Origin of the sequence: Flavobacterium artemisiae, assembly GCF_042678225.1 — a bacterium.
Classification (GTDB): domain Bacteria; phylum Bacteroidota; class Bacteroidia; order Flavobacteriales; family Flavobacteriaceae; genus Flavobacterium; species Flavobacterium artemisiae.
Genome location: NZ_JBHUDZ010000009.1, coordinates 1 through 19,174 on the forward strand (window position 1 = coordinate 1; position 19,174 = coordinate 19,174).

Sequence of the window (19,174 nt, forward strand, 5' to 3'; positions counted from 1 at the left end):
CAGCCAGCACAAACCAGTAAGCGGAAAAGTAAAATTCTTCAAAGCTGACTCTGAGCAGGTAATGAAAGAACTTTCTTTTGAGAACGCTTTTATTGTATTCTTCAGCGAGCAGTTAGACGCTATGGCAGAAACTCCAATGACTACAGAGATTACTTTCTCTGCAGAGAAAATCACGTTGGGTAACGCTACGTTAGATAACAATTGGGCTAAAATCTAATTAGCCTCAATGATCAAGAAGCGGCGATCTGTCGCTTCTTGTTTATTTTTTGTCCGTCTAATATTTTTTCTAATTAAAAATAGAAAAATATTAGATCATATTCACTTCATATAGCCGTAGAAAGTAAATGTATTTTGATAATAGTGATTTAAATCCTATTAACTAAAAATGTTTTTTATGAATATTTAAGTTGAAATAAGTATACAGCTAATACAGTAAAATTGGAGGTATCTTGAAATAAAAAAATGATCTGAAAAAATCTCATATTTTCTTCAGAAGTCTATTATAACCCGCAACCATTAAATAGCAATATTATGTCTGGTTTATCATTTTTAGGAAACAATACAAACGATTTCTCATTTGAAGTAAAATCTTTATTCTATAATTGGGAAAAGGGTGAATGGGTTAATACAAATCCTATAGATTTGATCGTATACAATAGGAGTGAAAAAAATCAAAATACAAATGCAAGTTTTGCAGGAGAGCCTTTAACAAGTAAAGCAGACCAGCCTCTTCATCATTTGTTTTTAACTACAATAGCAATTGAGATATATCAGTTTGCAAAATCAAAAGGCGCATCGCCGGCAGGAGCGCTTCTTGTACTTGCGCAGTCAAGTCTGGAAAGCGGTTATGGCGTTTCTGCTTTAAAATATAAAGATTATAATCTATTTGGTGTTATGGGAACACCTTCTAAACGAAAAACCACACATGGTTCAGTTAAAGATTATTCTAATTTAGGAGGTTATAAAGCCGCTATAAGTGATTATTTTAGTAAAATAGAAAAAAATTGGCCTTATTTTTCTACAGTAATAAGTTTGCAGACTATTACAGCAGATGATATAGATAAGGGTTTTAATACAGGAAAATACTACCCTACCAAAAAAGAAAATCATGCTGGGAAATACACCTATAATTCTGATATGGGTAAAGACGGTAAAAATCACTATGGCGAACATTTATTAAAGCAGATAGGAGACTTCAAAAAACGATTTATTCCTAGTTTAGAATATCAAATTAAACAAAATAAAAAAATTATAGGTGAGGTAAACTATTCTACTTCCCCTGTAAATCCTTTTATAAATAATGGAAACATTAGCAGCACTCCCATAGAAAATGAAATGATGATTCTTTTTAAACAAAATGAAGTGTTTACTGCTATTCTAAACGAAATTAATTAATTTTTGGAAAAATACATTTATGAAAATACTGAATTTAATACTGCTGCTATTATTCTTTAGTTGTGCCAAAAATGACAAAAAAACACATTCAAATAATAAGCATACAGCCAGTGTTTTAAAAAACACAGAAATTGAAACATTCCACAAGCTCAGAAAATTATTCTGCGTAGGAGATTTTGATGGAGATGGCAAAAGAGATACAATTTTTCAATATAATTTTTCGAAATTAAAAAAAGAAGAAATTATAAATGCTCCAGATCCGGCAAAAAATGAATGGGAGAATGTTATAAAATGGTTCATGGATCAGGATTCAGATGTTTATCTTGCTTTTAATAAAAAGAAATTAGATACACTTCATTTAGGAACTGCACAAGGGCTTTATTGTTTAATAAATATAGGCGACAATAATCTTGATGGCAGAGATGAAATTGCTTTAGTAGTAGATAATCTGGATTTTAGTAATTTGAATAGTTGCAAAATTTATTCTATTTGTAAAGGTAAGTGGCTAGAATTAAAACAGTTTAATATAAATGAAAGTGCTTTTGATATTGTAGAAGACGCACAAACTACATTTTCGAATATTCCGGATTATCTTGAAAAAAAAGACGATAAGTGGTATTACACGGATAATTTAGAGAATGAAAAAATGCAATTACTAAAAATTGAAAAGTGTCGATGATTTTAGAAATTATTTTTTAAAATATTGATATTCAGTATGAAATTAATTTTACAGATTACATAAAAAAGTAAAAATATGAAACCACCTGCAATAATTTTCGGAATTGATTCTAAGCAAATAAGCCATTTTACTAACATAGAATTGCATCAATCTATTAATAATCATCATAAATTTCAAATTTATGTGCCGCATTCAGTAGTAGAAAGTCCTTTAGCGTATACACTAGAAAATGCCCAGGCCTGGCTTGGGAAGGTATTGCATCTAAAGTTAGATGAAGATAACAATTTTTTAGGAATCGTGACAAATATAGAATTTGAACAGGAAATGGGACATATGGGTAACCAAATCATCCTGACAGGTTTTTCTAAAACAGTATTATTGGAATCTGGAAAAAAACTGCATTCATGGGAATCGTCCAGCTTAAAAGATATAGTAGGAGAAGTTATTCAAAACGGGGCAGGAGAACAGTTGCAAAATGATGTTAATCCTGAATATACCAGTAAAATGGATTATCAAAATCAGTATCTCGAAACAGACTTTCAGTTCATTCAGCGCTTGGCAAAACAATACAACGAATGGCTGTATTATGATGGAGAAAAATTGAATTTTGGTAAACCCAAAAGCTTTGATGATCCTGTATCATTGAATTATAACAGCGATATTTCTAAATTAAAAATTTCAGTACAAACGGTTCCAAGTAAATTCAGCGCTTTTACTTATAATGAAACTAATGACAAAAGATTTACAGCCAAATCGAAAGATACGGTTGCAGGTTTACCAAAATTAGGAAATGAAGCTTTTGCTGCGTCTAAAGAAGTTTTTGCTACACCAGCCTTTACACACGGATTGATAAGTACAGGAGATGATTTAGTTTTAGAATCCTTCTTGAAAAAGAAACAGGAAAGTGCAGCTGCAAACACCAATTATGTGACAGCAAGCACAAAAAATCCTAAATTAAGAGTAGGAAGTATTGTAAATATTCAATCTAGTATTTTAGAAAATAAAGCTTTTATAAAACAAGAAGTAGGGTCATATTTAATTACAGAAATTACACATCATGCCACTCATTTGGGAGAATACCAAAACAACTTTAGGGCAATCCCGTCCAAAGTGCTTACACTTCCAGAACCAGATGTTGCTTATCCAATAGCGCAAACTCAACAGGCAGTTGTAGAGAGCAACACTGATCCTGAAAATAAGGGGAGGGTTAGAGTGCAAATGTTATGGCAGCAAGGTACAACCATGAAAACATCATGGCTGCGTGTCATGACACCCGATGCAGGGAGCAGCGATAAAGTAGGAACTAACCGTGGTATGGTATTTATACCTGATGTAGGAGATCATGTAATGTTAAACTTTAGATATGGAGACCCAAACAGACCTTTTATTCTAGGAAGCGTGTTTCACGGTAAAAGCGGCGGCGGCGGCGGGGAAAACAATAATAAAAGAAGTTTTGCAACAAGAGGAGGGACTTCACTTATTCTTGATGAAGAGAAAAATACATTTACAGCAACAGACCCAAGTGGTAATATCGTACAGCTCAACGGAGATGGGACTATGACACTTTTTGCCCCTAATAAGATTGAATTGCAGTCAAAAGAAATTACACTTACTGCAGATGAAAAAATTACAATAGGAGGTGAAAGCGAAGTCATTATTCAAAGTAAAAAATCAAGCATAACAGGTACAGATGATATGAAAATTTTAAGTGACACCCAAATTAGCAGTGAAGCTCCAAGTATTAATATAAAAGGCAAAAATACCCTTTTGGCAGAAGGAAAAGTAGTAGATATAGATGGTAAAACAATGACCAATGTTAAGGGAGGAATCGTCAATTTAAACTAATACCAAAATGAATAATGCACATAATCCAATAGCGATTAGAGTTGAAAATATTCAAAAAATATGGGAAAAAACTAGAGAAAAACAGCCAAAAGCCAGAATATTTAGTTTAATCACTTTTATAGAAGATTTTCCTTTAGTTGATGGCTTTATCAGACTCGAATCATCGGCATATGGTATATCAAAAGATTCTTTTGTTTTTTTTGATATTGATTTTTACAATAAAAAAGATTTTTTTACGACTCTTATAGAGCAGTGGATTATAACATTTGACGAAGATCTTAAGAAAAATCCCAGCTGGAATTGGACAGATTTCGCATCCTTTAAAGAAGCACTGCCTGAAATCGATAAATGGAGTATAGAAAACCTAAAAGATTTTTATATTAAAATGTTGGTGAGCTTTAAAGAATTTGAAGCAAAAACAGGCAATCTTTTAGTGGTTAGTCTTTTAATAAAAAAAGTAAGTGATCCAAAGTTATTAAACGAAAGTTTAAAAGAACTTGCCGTTTTATTACCCAGCAATATTGGTTTGTTGTTACTGGATTACCAAGAAAGACAGTTGTATAACAGTACAATTACTTCTTTAAAAGAAACAGGATTAATTATTGAGATTCCTAATCAAAATATAAGTAAAGCTTACAAAGAACTGGCATCAAGAGGCAATCCTAATGATCCACAAGTACAATACCGAAAATGTTTATTTGAAATTGGTGAAGCAGCCAAAGAAAAAAAACAAGAAAAAGTAAAAAGATTAGGAAATGAACTTATTACGATCAGTAAACGAACAGGAGAAACTTCTTTTTGGGCCTCTTCCTATCTTATTTTTGCAAGTTTTTTATTTCAGTTTAAAGACGAAGAAGAACTTATACATGAATTACTGGATAAAGGAATCAAGATTACAACTCCTTTTTATAAAGAACAAAAAGAACTTGCCGGAATTCTGATTCAGTTATTTGCTTATAAAGGATCTTATAACAGCATTATTGGCAAAACAGATACAGCAATCGATTACTTTTTAAAACAAGCGGCAACCGCAAAAGAAACAGGCGAGGAAATGCAGGCAGTTAATGGATATAATTATGCACTGATGCTGGCTTCTAAAAAGAAAAATGAAAAATATGCTGAAATCTTAAAAGAGGCATTTGATTACGGATTTCAACTATCAGACGATGCACTCAAAATAGTCAATTTTACTTTTATAGCCAACAGCTATTTAGAAAGCGATCCCAAAATAAATTATGCGCAAAAAGAGGTAATTAGTAATAGAATGGAAGTCATTTTTGGAAAAAACTGGAAAGACAGTCCAAGACAAATTGCCAAACAAATACAAGAGCAATATCAATTAAGCAATACGTATTAATTATGCTGTTAACCGATAACCATTTAACCATTGTAGTGGGTATAGATATCCACTTTACTACATTGCCGCCATTTAATCCTTTTCATCCTTATATAGGAATTGTTATGGATCCAGCAGATTATATTCCGTTTTTAGGAACAAATGTGCATGTAAATGGTTTTAAACGCGGAAACTCTGATACCGGCGGGATAATTATACCTCTCGTGCATATTCCTTTGTTTTCGCCTTGGGTTATGGCTCCTATCATTGGTCATGAGAGCATGAACTTTTTTGCTTCACAAACTGTTTTTGCAGACGGCACTCGTGTGAGTCCAAAAGGGCATATGCTTATGACGTGCAACGATATCGGACTTCCTTTATCAATGTCTATTGGAAAAACTAAGATAGGTAAGAAAATGCTTCCGTTTGCACCTACACTTTTTGCTCCAACCTCTTTCTCGCTTCCTATTCCGACAGGAAAACCTGTTATGGTTGCAGGGCCGTATCCGCCGGACTGGGCTGGTATGCTTACAGGACTTTTAGCTAGTATTGGTTTTTCAACACTTATGAAAATCGGTAAAAAAGCCTTTAATAAATTACTCAAAGGAGGTATAGGTCCTAATTGGCTCAGCAAACTGCTTTGTAAAGCAGGATTCGAACCTGTAAACCTGGTAAACGGTGCTGTTATTTACGAAGGAAGCGACTTTGATTTGGCAGGACCTATCGCACTGAATTGGGAGCGTCGCTGGTACTCTGACTCAAAATATATCGGCTGGATGGGACATGGTGTACACTGTGTTTATGATCGTGCCGTAGAATTATTCCCAGAAGATGAGGCTGTAGGACTTAGACTAGAAGACGGAAGAATTGTTGCCTTTCCTGATCTTCTGCCAGAGGAAGAATTTTACCTGCGTCAGGAAAAAACGACTCTTAAAAGAACTGCAGATGGCTATCAGGCCTACGATCATAACTCAAGATTGTTTTATGATTTTACCCTTTTTAACGGCAAAAAATACCAGCTTACCAAAATCGCTAATCATGACGGTCTAAATATTGTTTTTGAATTTACTGCACACCGCTTGACCAAAATAATAGATAGTACAGGCAGAACTATAAAAGTAAGTACCAAAAACGGATTTATAGAAAAACTGGAACTTGAAGGACTAGAGGGTGACGAACTGCTTGTTGCATACGAGTATGATGAGCAGTACAACATGAGCGCCATAATTGATGCTCTTGGAAAACCAACCCGTATAGAATTTCAAAACAATCTTATGGTAAAAAAGACGGATCGTAATGGTCAGGCTTTTTACTGGGAATACGACAGTAAGGAACGATGTATTCATACATGGGGTGACGGAGGCTGGCAGGAAGGCTGGATAGAATACCATCCTGAAGATGGTTATAATCTGGTAACAGATGCCAATGGTGCAGTTACTACTTATTATTATGAGCCCAATCAGCTTGTAACCGAGATAGAAGATCCAATGGGCAACTCTGTATTTTACGATTATACCGAGTTTATGGAACTTTACCGTGAGATCGACCAAGAAGGGCGTATCTTAGGATTTGTTTATGATGAAAGAGGGAATAAAACAAGTACTGTTTATCCCGACGGCACAGAAGAAATGATGCTGTATGACGAGCAAAATCGACCTTCTATTGCCATAAACCCAGAAGGACACAAAACCGTTTATCTTTATAACAAAGAAAAAGGTCACCAGCTTAAAACCATTATAGCGCCGGATAAGACCAGTACTCATTTTGCCTATTACTTGGATAACGGGCTCCTGCACACCGTTGCCAAAAACAACAACGAGCTCGAACTGGTATACGATAAACAATATAACCTGATTGAGTGGCGAGAGAATGAACAGAAACTCAAATCTTGGGAATATGATTATCGCGGACGTGTGAAGGCTGTATATACCCCAATGCAGATGGCGGATTATTTTACCTACGATGCGCTGGACAGAGTACAGCAGATTATAGAAAAAGACAGCAACGTTATCGAATTTGATTATGATAATTATGATGATGTAACGGCTTTAAGAGACAGTAAAAACAACATCAAATTCAGCTACACTCCAATGGGAAGTCTTGCCACAAGAGAGCAAAACGGCGTAAAAGTACGTTTTAGCTACGACAAGATGGAACAGCTTACAAGTATTAAAAATGAAGATGGCGAAACCTATTATTTTGGCCGCAACAAAGCCGGTTATATTGTTAGAGAAACAGCGTTTGATGGTCTTGTAAAAAAATACAACCGTAACAATGCAGGCGAAGTAACTAGAATAGACCACGGTGGAGGCAAAGTTACAGAATACGAGCAAGATGCTTTAGGACGCATTACAAGAGCCGATTACCACGACGGCACTTGGGAAACTTACACTTACAATAAAAATGGACTTTTAGTTGAAGCGGCGAACCAAAATGTCAGTATACAGTTTGAGCGCGATGCAGCGGGACGTGTTGTAAAAGAAACCCAAACGCAACAACTTGATACAGACCAAAACGGCATAACCCTTCTTTCTGAGTATAACGAACTGGGGCAGCGAACAGGTATAAAAACCAGTCTCGGTGCAGACATAAAAACGCATTACAACCAAAAAGGACAACTCGAGCGCATAGAAGCACAAAGTACCGAACTTAAAGAACAGCATAAATCGTGGGAAACTACGCTGAAAAGAGACGAACTCGGTCGAGAAATTGAGCGTTTTGCTACAGGCGGACTGCATATAAAAACCAGTTATAACAGCAGCGGTAAACAAAAAGAACAGGAAGTATTTGCAAACGGAAAACGCACTGGAGCAAGATATTACAACTGGGATACCAACCAGCAATTACGCAGTGTGGTCAACCAGCTGACTTCGAATATGACCTATTTTGATTATGACGAGTTTGGAAACCTTGCAAAAAGCTACACCAGCACGGAGGAACTCTACAAAACACCCGATGCCGTTGGTAATCTTTATAAAACTGCTGATAGAAGCGATCGTAAATATGGCAAAGGAGGAAAACTGTTAAAAGACGAAAAGTATTTTTACAAATATGACCAATGGGGTAATCTAGTACACAAAAGTGAAAGAGATATTAACTCACCGCTCATTTTTGAGAAACTAACAAACATATTTGACAAGCTTATTGGTAATAAGGAAGAAGAAACACGACTGCAGGAAGAATATGAAAAGTGGCAGCCTGGCGACACCACATACAACTGGCTTGCAAGTGGCATACTGGAAAGCATAACAAATCCAGACGGGAAAATTGTAAGTTTTGAGTATGACGCATTAGGAAGACGTACTGCAAAAATTGCAGGCAACGAAATAAATCGTTATGTTTGGGATGGAAATGTTCTTATTCATGAATGGAAATATGATCTAAAAGAAAGACCTAAATTAATTGTTGTTGAAGATGATTTGGTTTATGATAAATCTGAGCCAACAGAGAATTTAATTACTTGGGTTTACCAAGGCAGAAGTTTTGTGCCAAGTGCCAAAATTATTGGAGATAAAAAATACAGTATCATTAACGATTATATCGGTCGTCCAATACAAAGCTATGATGATAAAGGTAATTTAATTTGGGAAACTGATCATGATATTTACGGAGGTTTAAAAGATTTAAAAGGAGATAGGAATTTTATTCCTTTTAGACAACTTGGACAATATGAAGACGTAGAAGCAGGGCTTTTTTATAATAGGTTTAGATACTATAATTCAGAGACTGGTTGTTATATTTCAAGAGATCCCGTAGGATTGGATAGTAGAGAATATAATTTTTATCGACATGTAAGAGATACTAATAGTATTGTAGACATTTTTGGATTAGATTGGAATTATTTTTTAACTGATTCAGATGGTAATACATATTATCATGGGAGAGCGGATGATAAAGCTAGTATGGAAGATGTTGCAAAAAGACATGCAAAAACAGACGGAACTGATGGTGTACGTTTTGGAGAAGGTGATAAAATGACAAGAGTCACAGACGTAGGTTCTGACAGAGATTTAGTTCGTGGTATTGAGCAAAGAGGTGTTGAAGAAAATGATTTGTTAGGATATAATAGTGATAAAGCGAGAGGAAATAAAATAAATGGTATTTCTGAAGCAAAACAAAAAAAGCCTAAAGGTATAGAAAGGTTAGCTCTTGCAGATGATTTATTAGGAGGCAAAAAAGTAAGCGAATTACCTTCGCTTCAAGAATTAGAATTTAATAAAAAATTTAGAGGTTGTAAATAAGTTACTATGCAAAAAGAATTAGAAAACGTCCATGATATTTGGAATTCAAAATTATTTGAAGAGTATAAAAAATGTGATAAAAGTACTATTGTGGCATCTTTTTTGGCAAGTTTTAGTTCGAATAAGCGTGAATTACGTTCAGGTTTACCAGTATTTGCAATAATGCAAACAATTCCTAATCATAAATTTGTTTTAAGGGAAAATCAAGAGTTAAAAAGAGAATCTCCATGTAAAGTTTGTTCTACTGCTTATGGTTATCCAAAAACTTTAGATGAAAAAGCTTTAGAAATATTATACATGTGCATAAATGAAGGAGGACTATTAGGTCATCGATTATCAAATTATTACAATTATTTATATGCTTTTAATAACAATGAAGATGTGAAAAATGTAAAAGTAAATAATGACGATATTCGAATTTTTTCAGAAATACTTGATATTATTGTAAGTACTGAGGAAGATGATACTTTAAAAAGAAATACTCTCAAAAGTATTGGAAAAATAAAAGGTTTGAAAACAACATCAGAACAGAGACAAGTATTATTAGAGACTTTAGGATATTGTAGCATCTTAGAAACAGATAAGTACAAAGGATTGTTAGAGGAATATACTAATTTAGCTGTTGCTCCAAAAAAAACTCATAGTTCAGATTGGAATTATCCTGTAGATTTTTGGTTAGGGAAAGATGGGATCAATAAAAAAGCTTTTAAATATTGGTTTGGAGATTATAAAGAATTAGAAAAATATTGGAAATAAAATTATCCCATTGCACAGATAAATGTAAAAATCGCTCGAAAATTATTTGTGTGTCTCAAAGAGCATTGATAAAACATAAAAAGACCTCGTTTAGCATAGATGAGGTCTTTTTATGTTTTGAAATCAAAAGCTAATAGAAATCTCATTCTTGCATTCGTACCTGTGCTGTATTTTGAATAAGGAAAAACAAACTGTTGCATATTTTTGCATGTTGCTCCTTTGTCTAGCTATTAGAAGATTTAGTCTGTTCTGCAATTGTCCATACGATTTAAATTATTAATTAAAGATTTGGTATTTAATGTAGCTTTTTTACTATATTTTTATCTTGTTATAAAGAATTAATCGCTATGTTTGGGATGGCAATGTTCTTATTCATGAATGGAAATATGATCTAAAAGAAAGACCTAAATTAATCGTTGTTGAAGATGATTTGGTTTATGATACAGTTGAACCAATTGAAAATTTAATTACTTGGGTTTATGAGGAGGGAGCTTATGTTCCTTGTGCCAAAATTATTGGAGATGAAAATTTCTCAATAATTAACGATTATATTGGTCGCCCTGTTCAAGCTTATTCGCAAAACGGCAAATTAGTCTGGGAAACCGATTATGATATTTATGGTGACTTAAGAAATCTAATAGGTGATAGGAATTTTATTCCTTTTAGACAATTAGGACAGTATGAAGATATTGAGAACGGACTTTACTATAATAGGTTTAGATATTACAATCCTGAGGCTGGACTTTATTTATCACAGGATCCAATTGGGTTAAAAGGAAATAATCCTAATTTTTATGGATATGTATTTAATTCTAATAGGTTGGTAGATCCATTTGGGTTAATGAATATTTGGGATATTCAATTTTCTCAGAACTCAATTAGTGATGTTTTTAATGAAGGACCTTGGAAAGGCTTATCTTTAGAAGATGCAATTGAAGCTACAAAAAAGATAGGAAGGCTTCCTGAAGGATTGACATTAAATGTAATGGAGTTGAATGGAGGGCAAAATATTGTTACACTTAATAATAGAACATTGTATGTTGCTCAACAAGCAGGATTAACTAATATTCACCCTAATTTTGTTGATAATATAAATAAATTAAATAAATTGTTAGATGGAGGAATGCCTCTAGATCTAGGAGAAATTCCAATAATAAAATGTAAAAAATAATAATATGAGTAGAAAATTATATACAGGAGCATATTTATTAAATTACTCAGATAATAAAAAACAATTTGGAATAATAGATGGTTCGTTTTCATTAGAAAAAAATCAAGATAAATGTACAATATTGTTAAGGAGAGAAGATTTAAAAAATTTGGTTATAAGCAATGATGACATATCTTTTGAATTAAGTTTAGAGCAACTAAATGTTATGTCAGATGTTAGTAAATCAGTACATGAAAATTTAAAAACACTAAAAAAATTAGCTCTAAGGGATAAATTAAATAGTAGTGCATATATAGATGATGATATAATCTAAAAGAAACTTTTGCTATAATTCTATAATCTAACTATTAGACTGATATTGAGAGTGGAGTACTTAAATAAGGTTCATGTAGTGATAGAGCTGCTAAATTAGCATCACAACATATAATTATGGAAAAGGATTTTATTTTTATTGATGATGAAACAGATGGAAAGCAAAGAATTTTCTACAGAAGTATATTTTATTCTTATATAATAAATCTTATAACAGATTTTTTTGATGCTAAATTAGAATATAATGAAACTCATTTAAGATTCATAAACTTTTTAGAAACATTAGAAGATGCTGGAGATGTTTATTTTTTAATGCATGATATGCCTTACCACTGGGCTTTAAGTATTATACAAAATACGTCAGAACCTAATGAGGAAATAATGATTGATGAAAATCAAAAGAATAATGAAATTGATTTTTGTAAACAATTTTTGTTAACAAATAATATACACTTTTTTTTAGAAGAATTTAATAATTCAAATTTGTGATTGACGGCATTCTCTCGATAGGGTCAGAGAAGTTAACAAAATTGAAAAAGTATAAAAAAACGCTGTAAATATATGGATTTAAGCATATCTAAATTTATCGAGAGCGGTTTTTTTTGGTCAAATTTCCTTGGGAGATTCAAGAAAAAAAATATACCAATTTTTTAATTCTGTAAAAAAGTTAGAAGTACATGACTACGTCAGTTTTAATAATCTTGAATTAAAATTTCAAGATGACCAATTAGTGCTTATCGGTTTTTTCATAAACCATGAGGGATTTTTTTTACTAATCATCAAAGTAAAAATCCATTTTTCATTACTGATTTTGAAAAATTTGAAAAACTAAAAGTTCATGAATTTGAGAATTATTGTTTCGAACAAAATATTAAAAATTAAGAATAAATATACTATTTCTAATGAAACCGCTTTAAGTATTACTAACGGTATTTATACAACATTTGTAGAAGATACCTTAAATTCGATTTCAATATTTGACATAAATAAAATTTAAGAGGGATACAATTTTATTCTGTTCAGATAATTAGAATAGTAAAAAAGCTTCAGCTAATTAATCGCTTAGATCTCCAAAAAAATGCAATTAATTCTTACAATGATTAAGTTGTTTCAACCTGGAAAAGTAAAAACAATTAAATGTAAATAATGTATGCATATATATAAGGCATTAGAATTTAATGTTTTGAGATTTTCAGGAAAAAAAGAAACGTTTAGAAAATAAGCAATTAAAATTGTCTAATCATAAACAAGTAAAAGGTGTTTATTCTTTAGGAGTGCTTTCTAAAAAACTGGATTTTGAGGAAATGTTATATTTGCTTAAAGAGGAAATATTATTCAGTACTTTAGAATCAGAGAATTTTACCGAGGACGTCTTTGAAGATATTTTTTCCATTCTGGAAATACTATTAAGACTTTTTAAATTTAATAAATCATCTTACATAAACGATAGATTGAAAAATTTCTGTTATGTAAATATTTTATTAAACAATTTAAATAATGATAGTTCAGAAAAGAATGCCTTAAGTTTTAAGAATATATTGTTTTTTAACCCTTCACCTGAGGAGTTTATAAATAATAATCAGCTAAGAAATGGTAAATATCTTAATGCTAAAAAACAGATTGATTTCTCTGAATTTTTCGATGATATTTTTGAAAATATCTTAAAATTAAAAAAAGAAAAAAAAGCTTACAGCAGAATAGCCAAAGATGATATAGAATTGCTGTATCAATTTTTAAAAGAACTAATAAATACAGTTTTTGAATCGCAGCCCAGCAAGTTACCGGAAGATTATTTAAGACTTGAAAATGTTTTTACTAATAATGATAACCTCTATAATACTTTATTGAAATCAATAGATTATTTCACACTAATAAATAATAAAATTGATAATAAGTCAGCTTCACTTTATTATCAATCAGATGACGAATTTACTGTGATAAATTCAGCAAAAAGAAACTCTAAAACTAAATTTAGAAGTGAGTATATTATAGATTCTTATATATACAAATTCTCTAATCACCCCAAAGAATTGGTTGATTTTATGATTTTTCTAAAAAATAGGGACACTCAGAAGTTCATTAAATTTTCAATTATTCTTCTATCGCATCCTTTTATAGTTTATAATTTAGAAGCTAAAAGAAACATAATTAAATCCAATATCGATGAGATACTACCAAATAAGGGTTATGCTTATCAAAAACTTACTAAGTATAAAGAAATCTTTAAATAGTATGACTTTAGATTTATTGAAGTGAAGTTTTTTGATTCAATATTCATAATGAATTATTAGTTATTAGATCTTTAAGAGATAAAAGTTTTATTCCTTATAGGCAGTTAAGCAAACTACTTCGTCTTGTAAGTACTGTATTTTATCAAATTGAAATAAAATTTATTGAGTACAAAAAGGCCTGAAAAATTACACTTTTCAGGCTTTTGCATTTTTTCTAGTATCGGGATTATATATAAAATATCTTCAAAAACGGTCTTAGCTTCTGTGGCAAAGTAAGATGCAGTACCAGTGTACTCCAAATTCATAAACTGTTGATAATTGCAGCAAAATAAGATCCCTTCCATAATTTTTTGTCAGCATATTTGGCAATTCTATACCTAAAAAAGAGGCTAATTTCCCCAATGGAAAATGGAATTAACTAAATATACAAAAAAATGGAATTGACTAATGACCAAAAAATTCTAGATGCAATCGTGAAAAAAGCATGGAAAGATCCAGCCTTTAAGAACGATTTGATAACTAGACCCGTCGCAACAATAGAAAGTTTTTTAGGACGACCACTTCATCTGCCCGAAGGCCAAAGTATTGCCTTTGTTGATCAGACAGATTCTTCGACAATTTTTATCAATATTCCAGCAGAAATCAATATGGAGGATGCAGAATTGAATGAAGAACAGCTTGATTTAGTAGCTGGCGGTGATGGAGATACAACCCCGCCAATAATTATTAAGCCTACTAATTCTTCTAGCACTATCTTTTAACGAAATTAAGCTGCTGGAAATTGTAAAGACTAAAAAAACGTACCTGTTCAATACTTGAATATGTACGTTTTGATATTTATTAAAACGCACATATTCATGAGAAGGAGCATCAATATTGTTTTCGCTATATTTTTATTACTTAATGGACTTTCGTCTTTTGGGCAGCCAAAAAACGGGAGAAAAGAGATTGTAATAAGTAAAAATAGTAAGGAGGCAGATTCCATTCTTAATTTAGGCATGAAAAGTCAGGATGCAGGAGATTATGCACAATCATTAATGTATTTTGATAAAAGTTTAATCTTGTATAACGCTTTAGGTAAAAGCCGAAAAGTCGGTGATTGTTATAGCTATAAAGCGGTAACTTATTATTATCAGGGAGATTATTCAAATGCTTTGATTTTTTTTAAGAAAAGTACTCAAGAATACAAAAAAACAAAATATAAAAAAGGAATCTCTTCGATATTAAATAATATAGGAGGCGTTTATTACTATTTGGGAAATTATCTAAATGCTTTAAATTATTACAAACAGGCTATTGTTATTCAGGAAGAATTAAATGATACCAAAATGATTGCCGCAACATCGCAAAATATTGGCGGAATATATGCGCAGGTAGAAGATTACTCAAGTGCACTAAAATACTACAATAAATCGTATTTGATTTATAAAAACAGCACCGATGTAAAAGCAATTTCTCAAAACTTAAATGCCTCCGGAATAGTCTATATAAAATTAGGCAATTACTCAAAAGCTCATAAAAATCTTGACCAGGCATTAGTTAATGCAGATAAAATAAATGATAAACAATTAAAGATCGAAGTATTATCCAGTTTAGGAGAATTGTTTTTTAAACAATCCAATTTTGAAAAAGCATTTTATTACTACGATCTTTCACTTAAATATGCTGCTGAAATTAATAGTCTGCAATATATAAGTATCGCAGAAGTTGCTCTTGGAAAAATCTTAAATGAATTAGATAAAAATAGTGAAGCAATTACAAAATGTTTAAAAGGATATAATAATGCTGAAAAAATAGGAGCTGTGTCAGTTAAAAAAGATGCTTGTGATTGTCTTTATAACGCTTACAAGGTTACTAAAAACGAAAAATTGGCGCTTTATTTTTATGAAAAATCAATTAATTTCAAAGACAGCTTAAAATCCGGAGAAACTTCCAATAAAATGATGAATATGGAGTTTCGTCAGCAGCAATTGCTGGACAGTATATCTCACGTAAGAAAAGAACATGCTGTTGAAACCAAACATAAAGAAGAAGTTCAAAAAAGGGAAAAACAACGAAACATCATTATTATTTCTTTGTGTTTTATTGTTCTCATAGCTTTAGGATTATGGAATAGATTAATCTACACAAGAAAATCTAAAAAAGCTTTAAAAATAGAAAAAGACCTCTCCGATGAACTATTACTAAATATTCTGCCAGAAGAAATAGCACAGGAGCTAAAACAAAAAGGGTTTGTTAATGCTAGAGATTTTGCTCTTGTTTCTATCCTTTTTTCAGATTTTAAAGCCTTTACTCAAACTGCTGAGAAAATGTCTCCTCAAAATTTAGTAGAAGAAATAAACACTTGTTTTAAAGCTTTTGATCTAATCACTGAAAAATACCATATAGAGAAAATCAAAACAATTGGAGATTCTTATATGGCCGCCGGCGGTATTCCAAAACAAGATAAAGAATCTTTAACAAATATTGTATTAGCGGGATTAGAAATGCAGGATTTTATGGCTAAAAGAAAAATGAACAACGATGCCGATAACACTGCTTCTTTTGAGATGCGATTAGGTATTCATGCAGGGCCGATTGTAGCGGGTATTGTAGGGATAAAGAAATTTCAATATGATGTTTGGGGTGATACTGTAAATACCGCAAGCAGAATTGAAAGCAACGGAGTTGTAGGTAAAGTTAACATCAGTGAATCGCTTTATAATCTCATAAAAAATGAAGAATGCTTCCGATTTGAATATCGAGGGAGCATTGAGGCAAAGGGAAAGGGAGAACTCAAAATGTATTTTGTAGAAAAATATATCAATCATTAATTTTCTTTTTGTCAGTTTATTTGGCTGATTTATCCAAGAGCGTCGCTTTATCTTTAAGATTAAGAAAACTTAGTTTAAAAACACTTTTTAGTTTAACAAAAAACTTTCAAACATGAGAACGACGACTTTAGAGAATGAAAAAATAGAACAGTTTTTATCCTTAATTCCTTCTTTCCCAAAATCTTTAGAGAGATCTTTCTATGAAGAAGAAACAATGAAATTGTTTGAGTCTTTCCACAAAAAGGAACTACAAGAAATATGTGGGACGACTAAAGAGGATAGTGTAAGGATTGATAATATTCGTAAAGAATTAACTGAGATTGTAAAGGAATTGCTGACTAAAAATGATTTAGATGATTCCTTCAAAAAATATTTAGCAATAGAGCAGGAAGTTGAAAATTCCTTTTTAGGAAATCAATATATATATGTAAAACAGCGAACATTGACTGTTAAGGCACTGTATTATCATAAAACTCAAAATTTTGACAAAGCACTTCTTTTTACAATAGAAGCTACTGCTCTGATCGAGTATTTAATAAAACAGGGTATCTATACTTTATGCACAAGATGCTTTGAACAGAATAAAAATATATCGAGAATATATTTTGCAAGTAATCAAATTGAATTAGGCAACAAAACAGCCAATAGTTTAATGCATTACTTGTTTAACGGAGAATACAACAAAGGCTTGTTTGGAAATATTTTTAAAAACAATTTCTATTGGAGTAAAAATCCCGATGTAAGAGAGTATTTTGCTCATGAAGCCTTTATAAGTATTGTAGAAAGTAACGTTAAGTCTAATTTGAATAATCATTTGGATTTTTTACCGAATGAATGGAATATAGATTTGAATTTTGGAGTCGACAATCCTGACAGGCACATAATATATAATTGGATTTCTGTAAATAAACATTTAAAAAATGGCAATTACGAGGAATACTTTGATTCACTAACTTCCTTTTTTCAGCAGTCGTATAATAAACATTATGATATTCTTAAAATAGCTCTGCTGATTGACTTAACTAAACTTGTAATTAAGCTGAATATTGAAAATAAGGAATTGATTACCGAAAAAATAAACGAGTTTTTTAATCATAAAATAAGCTCAAACAAAAGCTTACATACTACTTGGATTATGAAACAGTCTCTCTACAATCAAACTAGATTTTCACTAGAGAAAAGTTTTTTCTAAAATATTTAATAAAAAAACAACTTCGTCATTTTTGAAGTATTATCTGGCAAATATGTAATAAAAAGTAGTTTTATTTTTACAATACAGAAAAACAAAATGCTATGGAAGACAAAAAGCAGCAAGTTATACAAAAGGTCATTTCTAAAGCTTGGGAAGATATCAAATTTAGAAAAGAATTATTAGAGAACCCTGTAGAAGCAATAGAAAAACTAACAGGTGTTAAGGTTGTTCTGCCGGAGGGAAAAGAGCTGGTTGTTATTGACCAAACAGATAAATCTAAAGTATATGTAAATCTGCCTGCAGAGCCTGAAATAGATAATCTGGAACTTACAGAAGACCAGCTGGAAGCAATTGCTGGAGGCGAGCAAATGATGTGGAAGAATTTAACAGATTCCTTGTTTTCTACACTCAAAAATTGTATCAAATTGTAGATAATCAATTATTTAAGAGATCATGCTGAATGTGATTTTTTACAATTGATAAACCCAAAAAGATGTATATCAAATAGAAAAATTAAATATAAACATTAAAACTTTAAATCATGAGTAAAAAAATTGAATTAACAGACGAGTCAAAAGTAAAAGTTAGAGAAGTAATTCTTAAATCTCTTAATGATGCTTCTTTCAAAGAAAGATTGGTAAAAAATCCTAAAGCAGCAATTGCAGAGCTTTACCCAGATCTTATCGAAAGAGAAACAAGAAACATAGTTGTTTTTGATCAAACAGATAAAAATACCATTTATGTGAACGTATCTGCAACACAATATGTTTTGCTTGATGGAGATTCAGATGCAATCGAATTAACTCAGGAAGATTTAAATTTAGTAGCTGGTGGGGCACTGGAGCAAGAGGCGGCTGTTGAAAGCTGTTACTTTTTATCTTGCTAAGATAAAGCTGTAGAATGAAAACTTGTTTCAGTCAATAAAACAGGTCGACCGGATCTTTGTTTTCTGTGCTGAAACATCAGGTAATAAAATAATTATTTTTTTAAAGAGATTGTGCTGGACACAACTTTTTAAAATGGATAAACCCAAAAACAATGTACAAGCAGGTACATTAAAAAATTAAATATAAACACTAAAACATTAAAATCATGAGCAAAAAAATTGAATTAACAGACGAGTCAAAAGTAAAAGTTAGAGAAGTAATTCTTAAATCTCTTAATGATGCTTCTTTCAAAGAAAGATTGGTAAAAAATCCTAAA

At 31.6% G+C, this 19,174-nt stretch carries 16 protein-coding genes; all 16 read left to right on the plus strand.

The window, feature by feature from the left end; all coding sequences use genetic code 11:
- A partial coding sequence (tssD, locus tag ACFSC2_RS09070) for a type VI secretion system tube protein TssD (protein ID WP_379818620.1) occupies positions 1 to 217 on the plus strand: 217 nt, incomplete at its 5' end.
- A 314-nt stretch (positions 218 to 531) separates the two neighbouring features.
- Entirely contained in the window at positions 532 to 1,395 is an 864-nt protein-coding gene (locus tag ACFSC2_RS09075; RefSeq protein WP_379817716.1) for a hypothetical protein, read from the plus strand.
- A gap of 19 nt (positions 1,396 to 1,414) precedes the next feature.
- Entirely contained in the window at positions 1,415 to 2,074 is a 660-nt protein-coding gene (locus ACFSC2_RS09080) for a hypothetical protein (RefSeq protein ID WP_379817718.1), read from the plus strand.
- Between the two features lie 75 nt (positions 2,075 to 2,149).
- On the plus strand, positions 2,150 to 3,919 hold the full coding sequence (locus ACFSC2_RS09085; protein ID WP_379817720.1) for a type VI secretion system Vgr family protein: 1,770 nt from the start codon (positions 2,150 to 2,152) through the stop codon (positions 3,917 to 3,919).
- A gap of 7 nt (positions 3,920 to 3,926) precedes the next feature.
- Positions 3,927 to 5,276: a hypothetical protein gene (locus ACFSC2_RS09090; RefSeq protein WP_379817722.1), complete on the plus strand. Its 1,350-nt coding sequence runs from the start codon at positions 3,927 to 3,929 to the stop codon at positions 5,274 to 5,276.
- Positions 5,277 to 5,278: 2 nt separating this feature from the next.
- Positions 5,279 to 9,496, plus strand: a complete 4,218-nt coding sequence (locus ACFSC2_RS09095) for a DUF6531 domain-containing protein (RefSeq protein WP_379817724.1) — start codon at positions 5,279 to 5,281, stop codon at positions 9,494 to 9,496.
- A 6-nt stretch (positions 9,497 to 9,502) separates the two neighbouring features.
- The gene (locus ACFSC2_RS09100; RefSeq protein WP_379817726.1) at positions 9,503 to 10,252 is read left to right on the plus strand and encodes a hypothetical protein; all 750 of its coding nucleotides are present in this window, start codon (positions 9,503 to 9,505) and stop codon (positions 10,250 to 10,252) included.
- 430 nt (positions 10,253 to 10,682) lie between these two features.
- Positions 10,683 to 11,423, plus strand: a complete 741-nt coding sequence (locus ACFSC2_RS09105) for an RHS repeat domain-containing protein (protein ID WP_379817728.1) — start codon at positions 10,683 to 10,685, stop codon at positions 11,421 to 11,423.
- Positions 11,424 to 11,427: 4 nt separating this feature from the next.
- The gene (locus ACFSC2_RS09110) at positions 11,428 to 11,736 is read left to right on the plus strand and encodes a hypothetical protein (RefSeq protein ID WP_379817730.1); all 309 of its coding nucleotides are present in this window, start codon (positions 11,428 to 11,430) and stop codon (positions 11,734 to 11,736) included.
- A 116-nt stretch (positions 11,737 to 11,852) separates the two neighbouring features.
- Positions 11,853 to 12,224 carry a hypothetical protein gene (locus ACFSC2_RS09115; RefSeq protein ID WP_379817732.1) on the plus strand — a complete coding sequence of 124 codons (372 nt, stop codon included), beginning with the start codon at positions 11,853 to 11,855 and terminating at the stop codon, positions 12,222 to 12,224.
- A gap of 743 nt (positions 12,225 to 12,967) precedes the next feature.
- Positions 12,968 to 13,966, plus strand: a complete 999-nt coding sequence (locus tag ACFSC2_RS09120; RefSeq protein WP_379817736.1) for a hypothetical protein — start codon at positions 12,968 to 12,970, stop codon at positions 13,964 to 13,966.
- Between the two features lie 440 nt (positions 13,967 to 14,406).
- Positions 14,407 to 14,727, plus strand: coding sequence for a hypothetical protein (locus ACFSC2_RS09125; protein WP_379817738.1), 321 nt, complete (start codon positions 14,407 to 14,409; stop codon positions 14,725 to 14,727).
- Between the two features lie 96 nt (positions 14,728 to 14,823).
- Positions 14,824 to 16,779: an adenylate/guanylate cyclase domain-containing protein gene (locus ACFSC2_RS09130; protein ID WP_379817740.1), complete on the plus strand. Its 1,956-nt coding sequence runs from the start codon at positions 14,824 to 14,826 to the stop codon at positions 16,777 to 16,779.
- A gap of 112 nt (positions 16,780 to 16,891) precedes the next feature.
- Positions 16,892 to 17,971: a hypothetical protein gene (locus ACFSC2_RS09135; protein WP_379817742.1), complete on the plus strand. Its 1,080-nt coding sequence runs from the start codon at positions 16,892 to 16,894 to the stop codon at positions 17,969 to 17,971.
- Between the two features lie 101 nt (positions 17,972 to 18,072).
- Positions 18,073 to 18,402, plus strand: a complete 330-nt coding sequence (locus ACFSC2_RS09140; protein ID WP_379817744.1) for an NHLP leader peptide family RiPP precursor — start codon at positions 18,073 to 18,075, stop codon at positions 18,400 to 18,402.
- 110 nt (positions 18,403 to 18,512) lie between these two features.
- The gene (locus ACFSC2_RS09145) at positions 18,513 to 18,857 is read left to right on the plus strand and encodes a hypothetical protein (protein ID WP_379818622.1); all 345 of its coding nucleotides are present in this window, start codon (positions 18,513 to 18,515) and stop codon (positions 18,855 to 18,857) included.
- The last annotated feature ends 317 nt before the right edge of the window (positions 18,858 to 19,174 follow it).

Excerpts from the sequence above, each read along its gene's own strand:
- ACFSC2_RS09095 (WP_379817724.1), top strand. The coding sequence starts at position 5,279 with ATGCTGTTAACCGATAACCATTTAACCATTGTAGTGGGTATAGATATC.
- ACFSC2_RS09140 (WP_379817744.1), top strand. The coding sequence starts at position 18,073 with ATGGAAGACAAAAAGCAGCAAGTTATACAAAAGGTCATTTCTAAAGCT.
- ACFSC2_RS09145 (WP_379818622.1), top strand. The coding sequence starts at position 18,513 with ATGAGTAAAAAAATTGAATTAACAGACGAGTCAAAAGTAAAAGTTAGA.
- ACFSC2_RS09115 (WP_379817732.1), top strand. The coding sequence starts at position 11,853 with ATGGAAAAGGATTTTATTTTTATTGATGATGAAACAGATGGAAAGCAA.
- ACFSC2_RS09090 (WP_379817722.1), top strand. The coding sequence starts at position 3,927 with ATGAATAATGCACATAATCCAATAGCGATTAGAGTTGAAAATATTCAA.
- ACFSC2_RS09130 (WP_379817740.1), top strand. The coding sequence starts at position 14,824 with ATGAGAAGGAGCATCAATATTGTTTTCGCTATATTTTTATTACTTAAT.
- ACFSC2_RS09100 (WP_379817726.1), top strand. The coding sequence starts at position 9,503 with ATGCAAAAAGAATTAGAAAACGTCCATGATATTTGGAATTCAAAATTA.
- ACFSC2_RS09080 (WP_379817718.1), top strand. The coding sequence starts at position 1,415 with ATGAAAATACTGAATTTAATACTGCTGCTATTATTCTTTAGTTGTGCC.
- ACFSC2_RS09075 (WP_379817716.1), top strand. The coding sequence starts at position 532 with ATGTCTGGTTTATCATTTTTAGGAAACAATACAAACGATTTCTCATTT.
- ACFSC2_RS09110 (WP_379817730.1), top strand. The coding sequence starts at position 11,428 with ATGAGTAGAAAATTATATACAGGAGCATATTTATTAAATTACTCAGAT.
- ACFSC2_RS09085 (WP_379817720.1), top strand. The coding sequence starts at position 2,150 with ATGAAACCACCTGCAATAATTTTCGGAATTGATTCTAAGCAAATAAGC.
- ACFSC2_RS09135 (WP_379817742.1), top strand. The coding sequence starts at position 16,892 with ATGAGAACGACGACTTTAGAGAATGAAAAAATAGAACAGTTTTTATCC.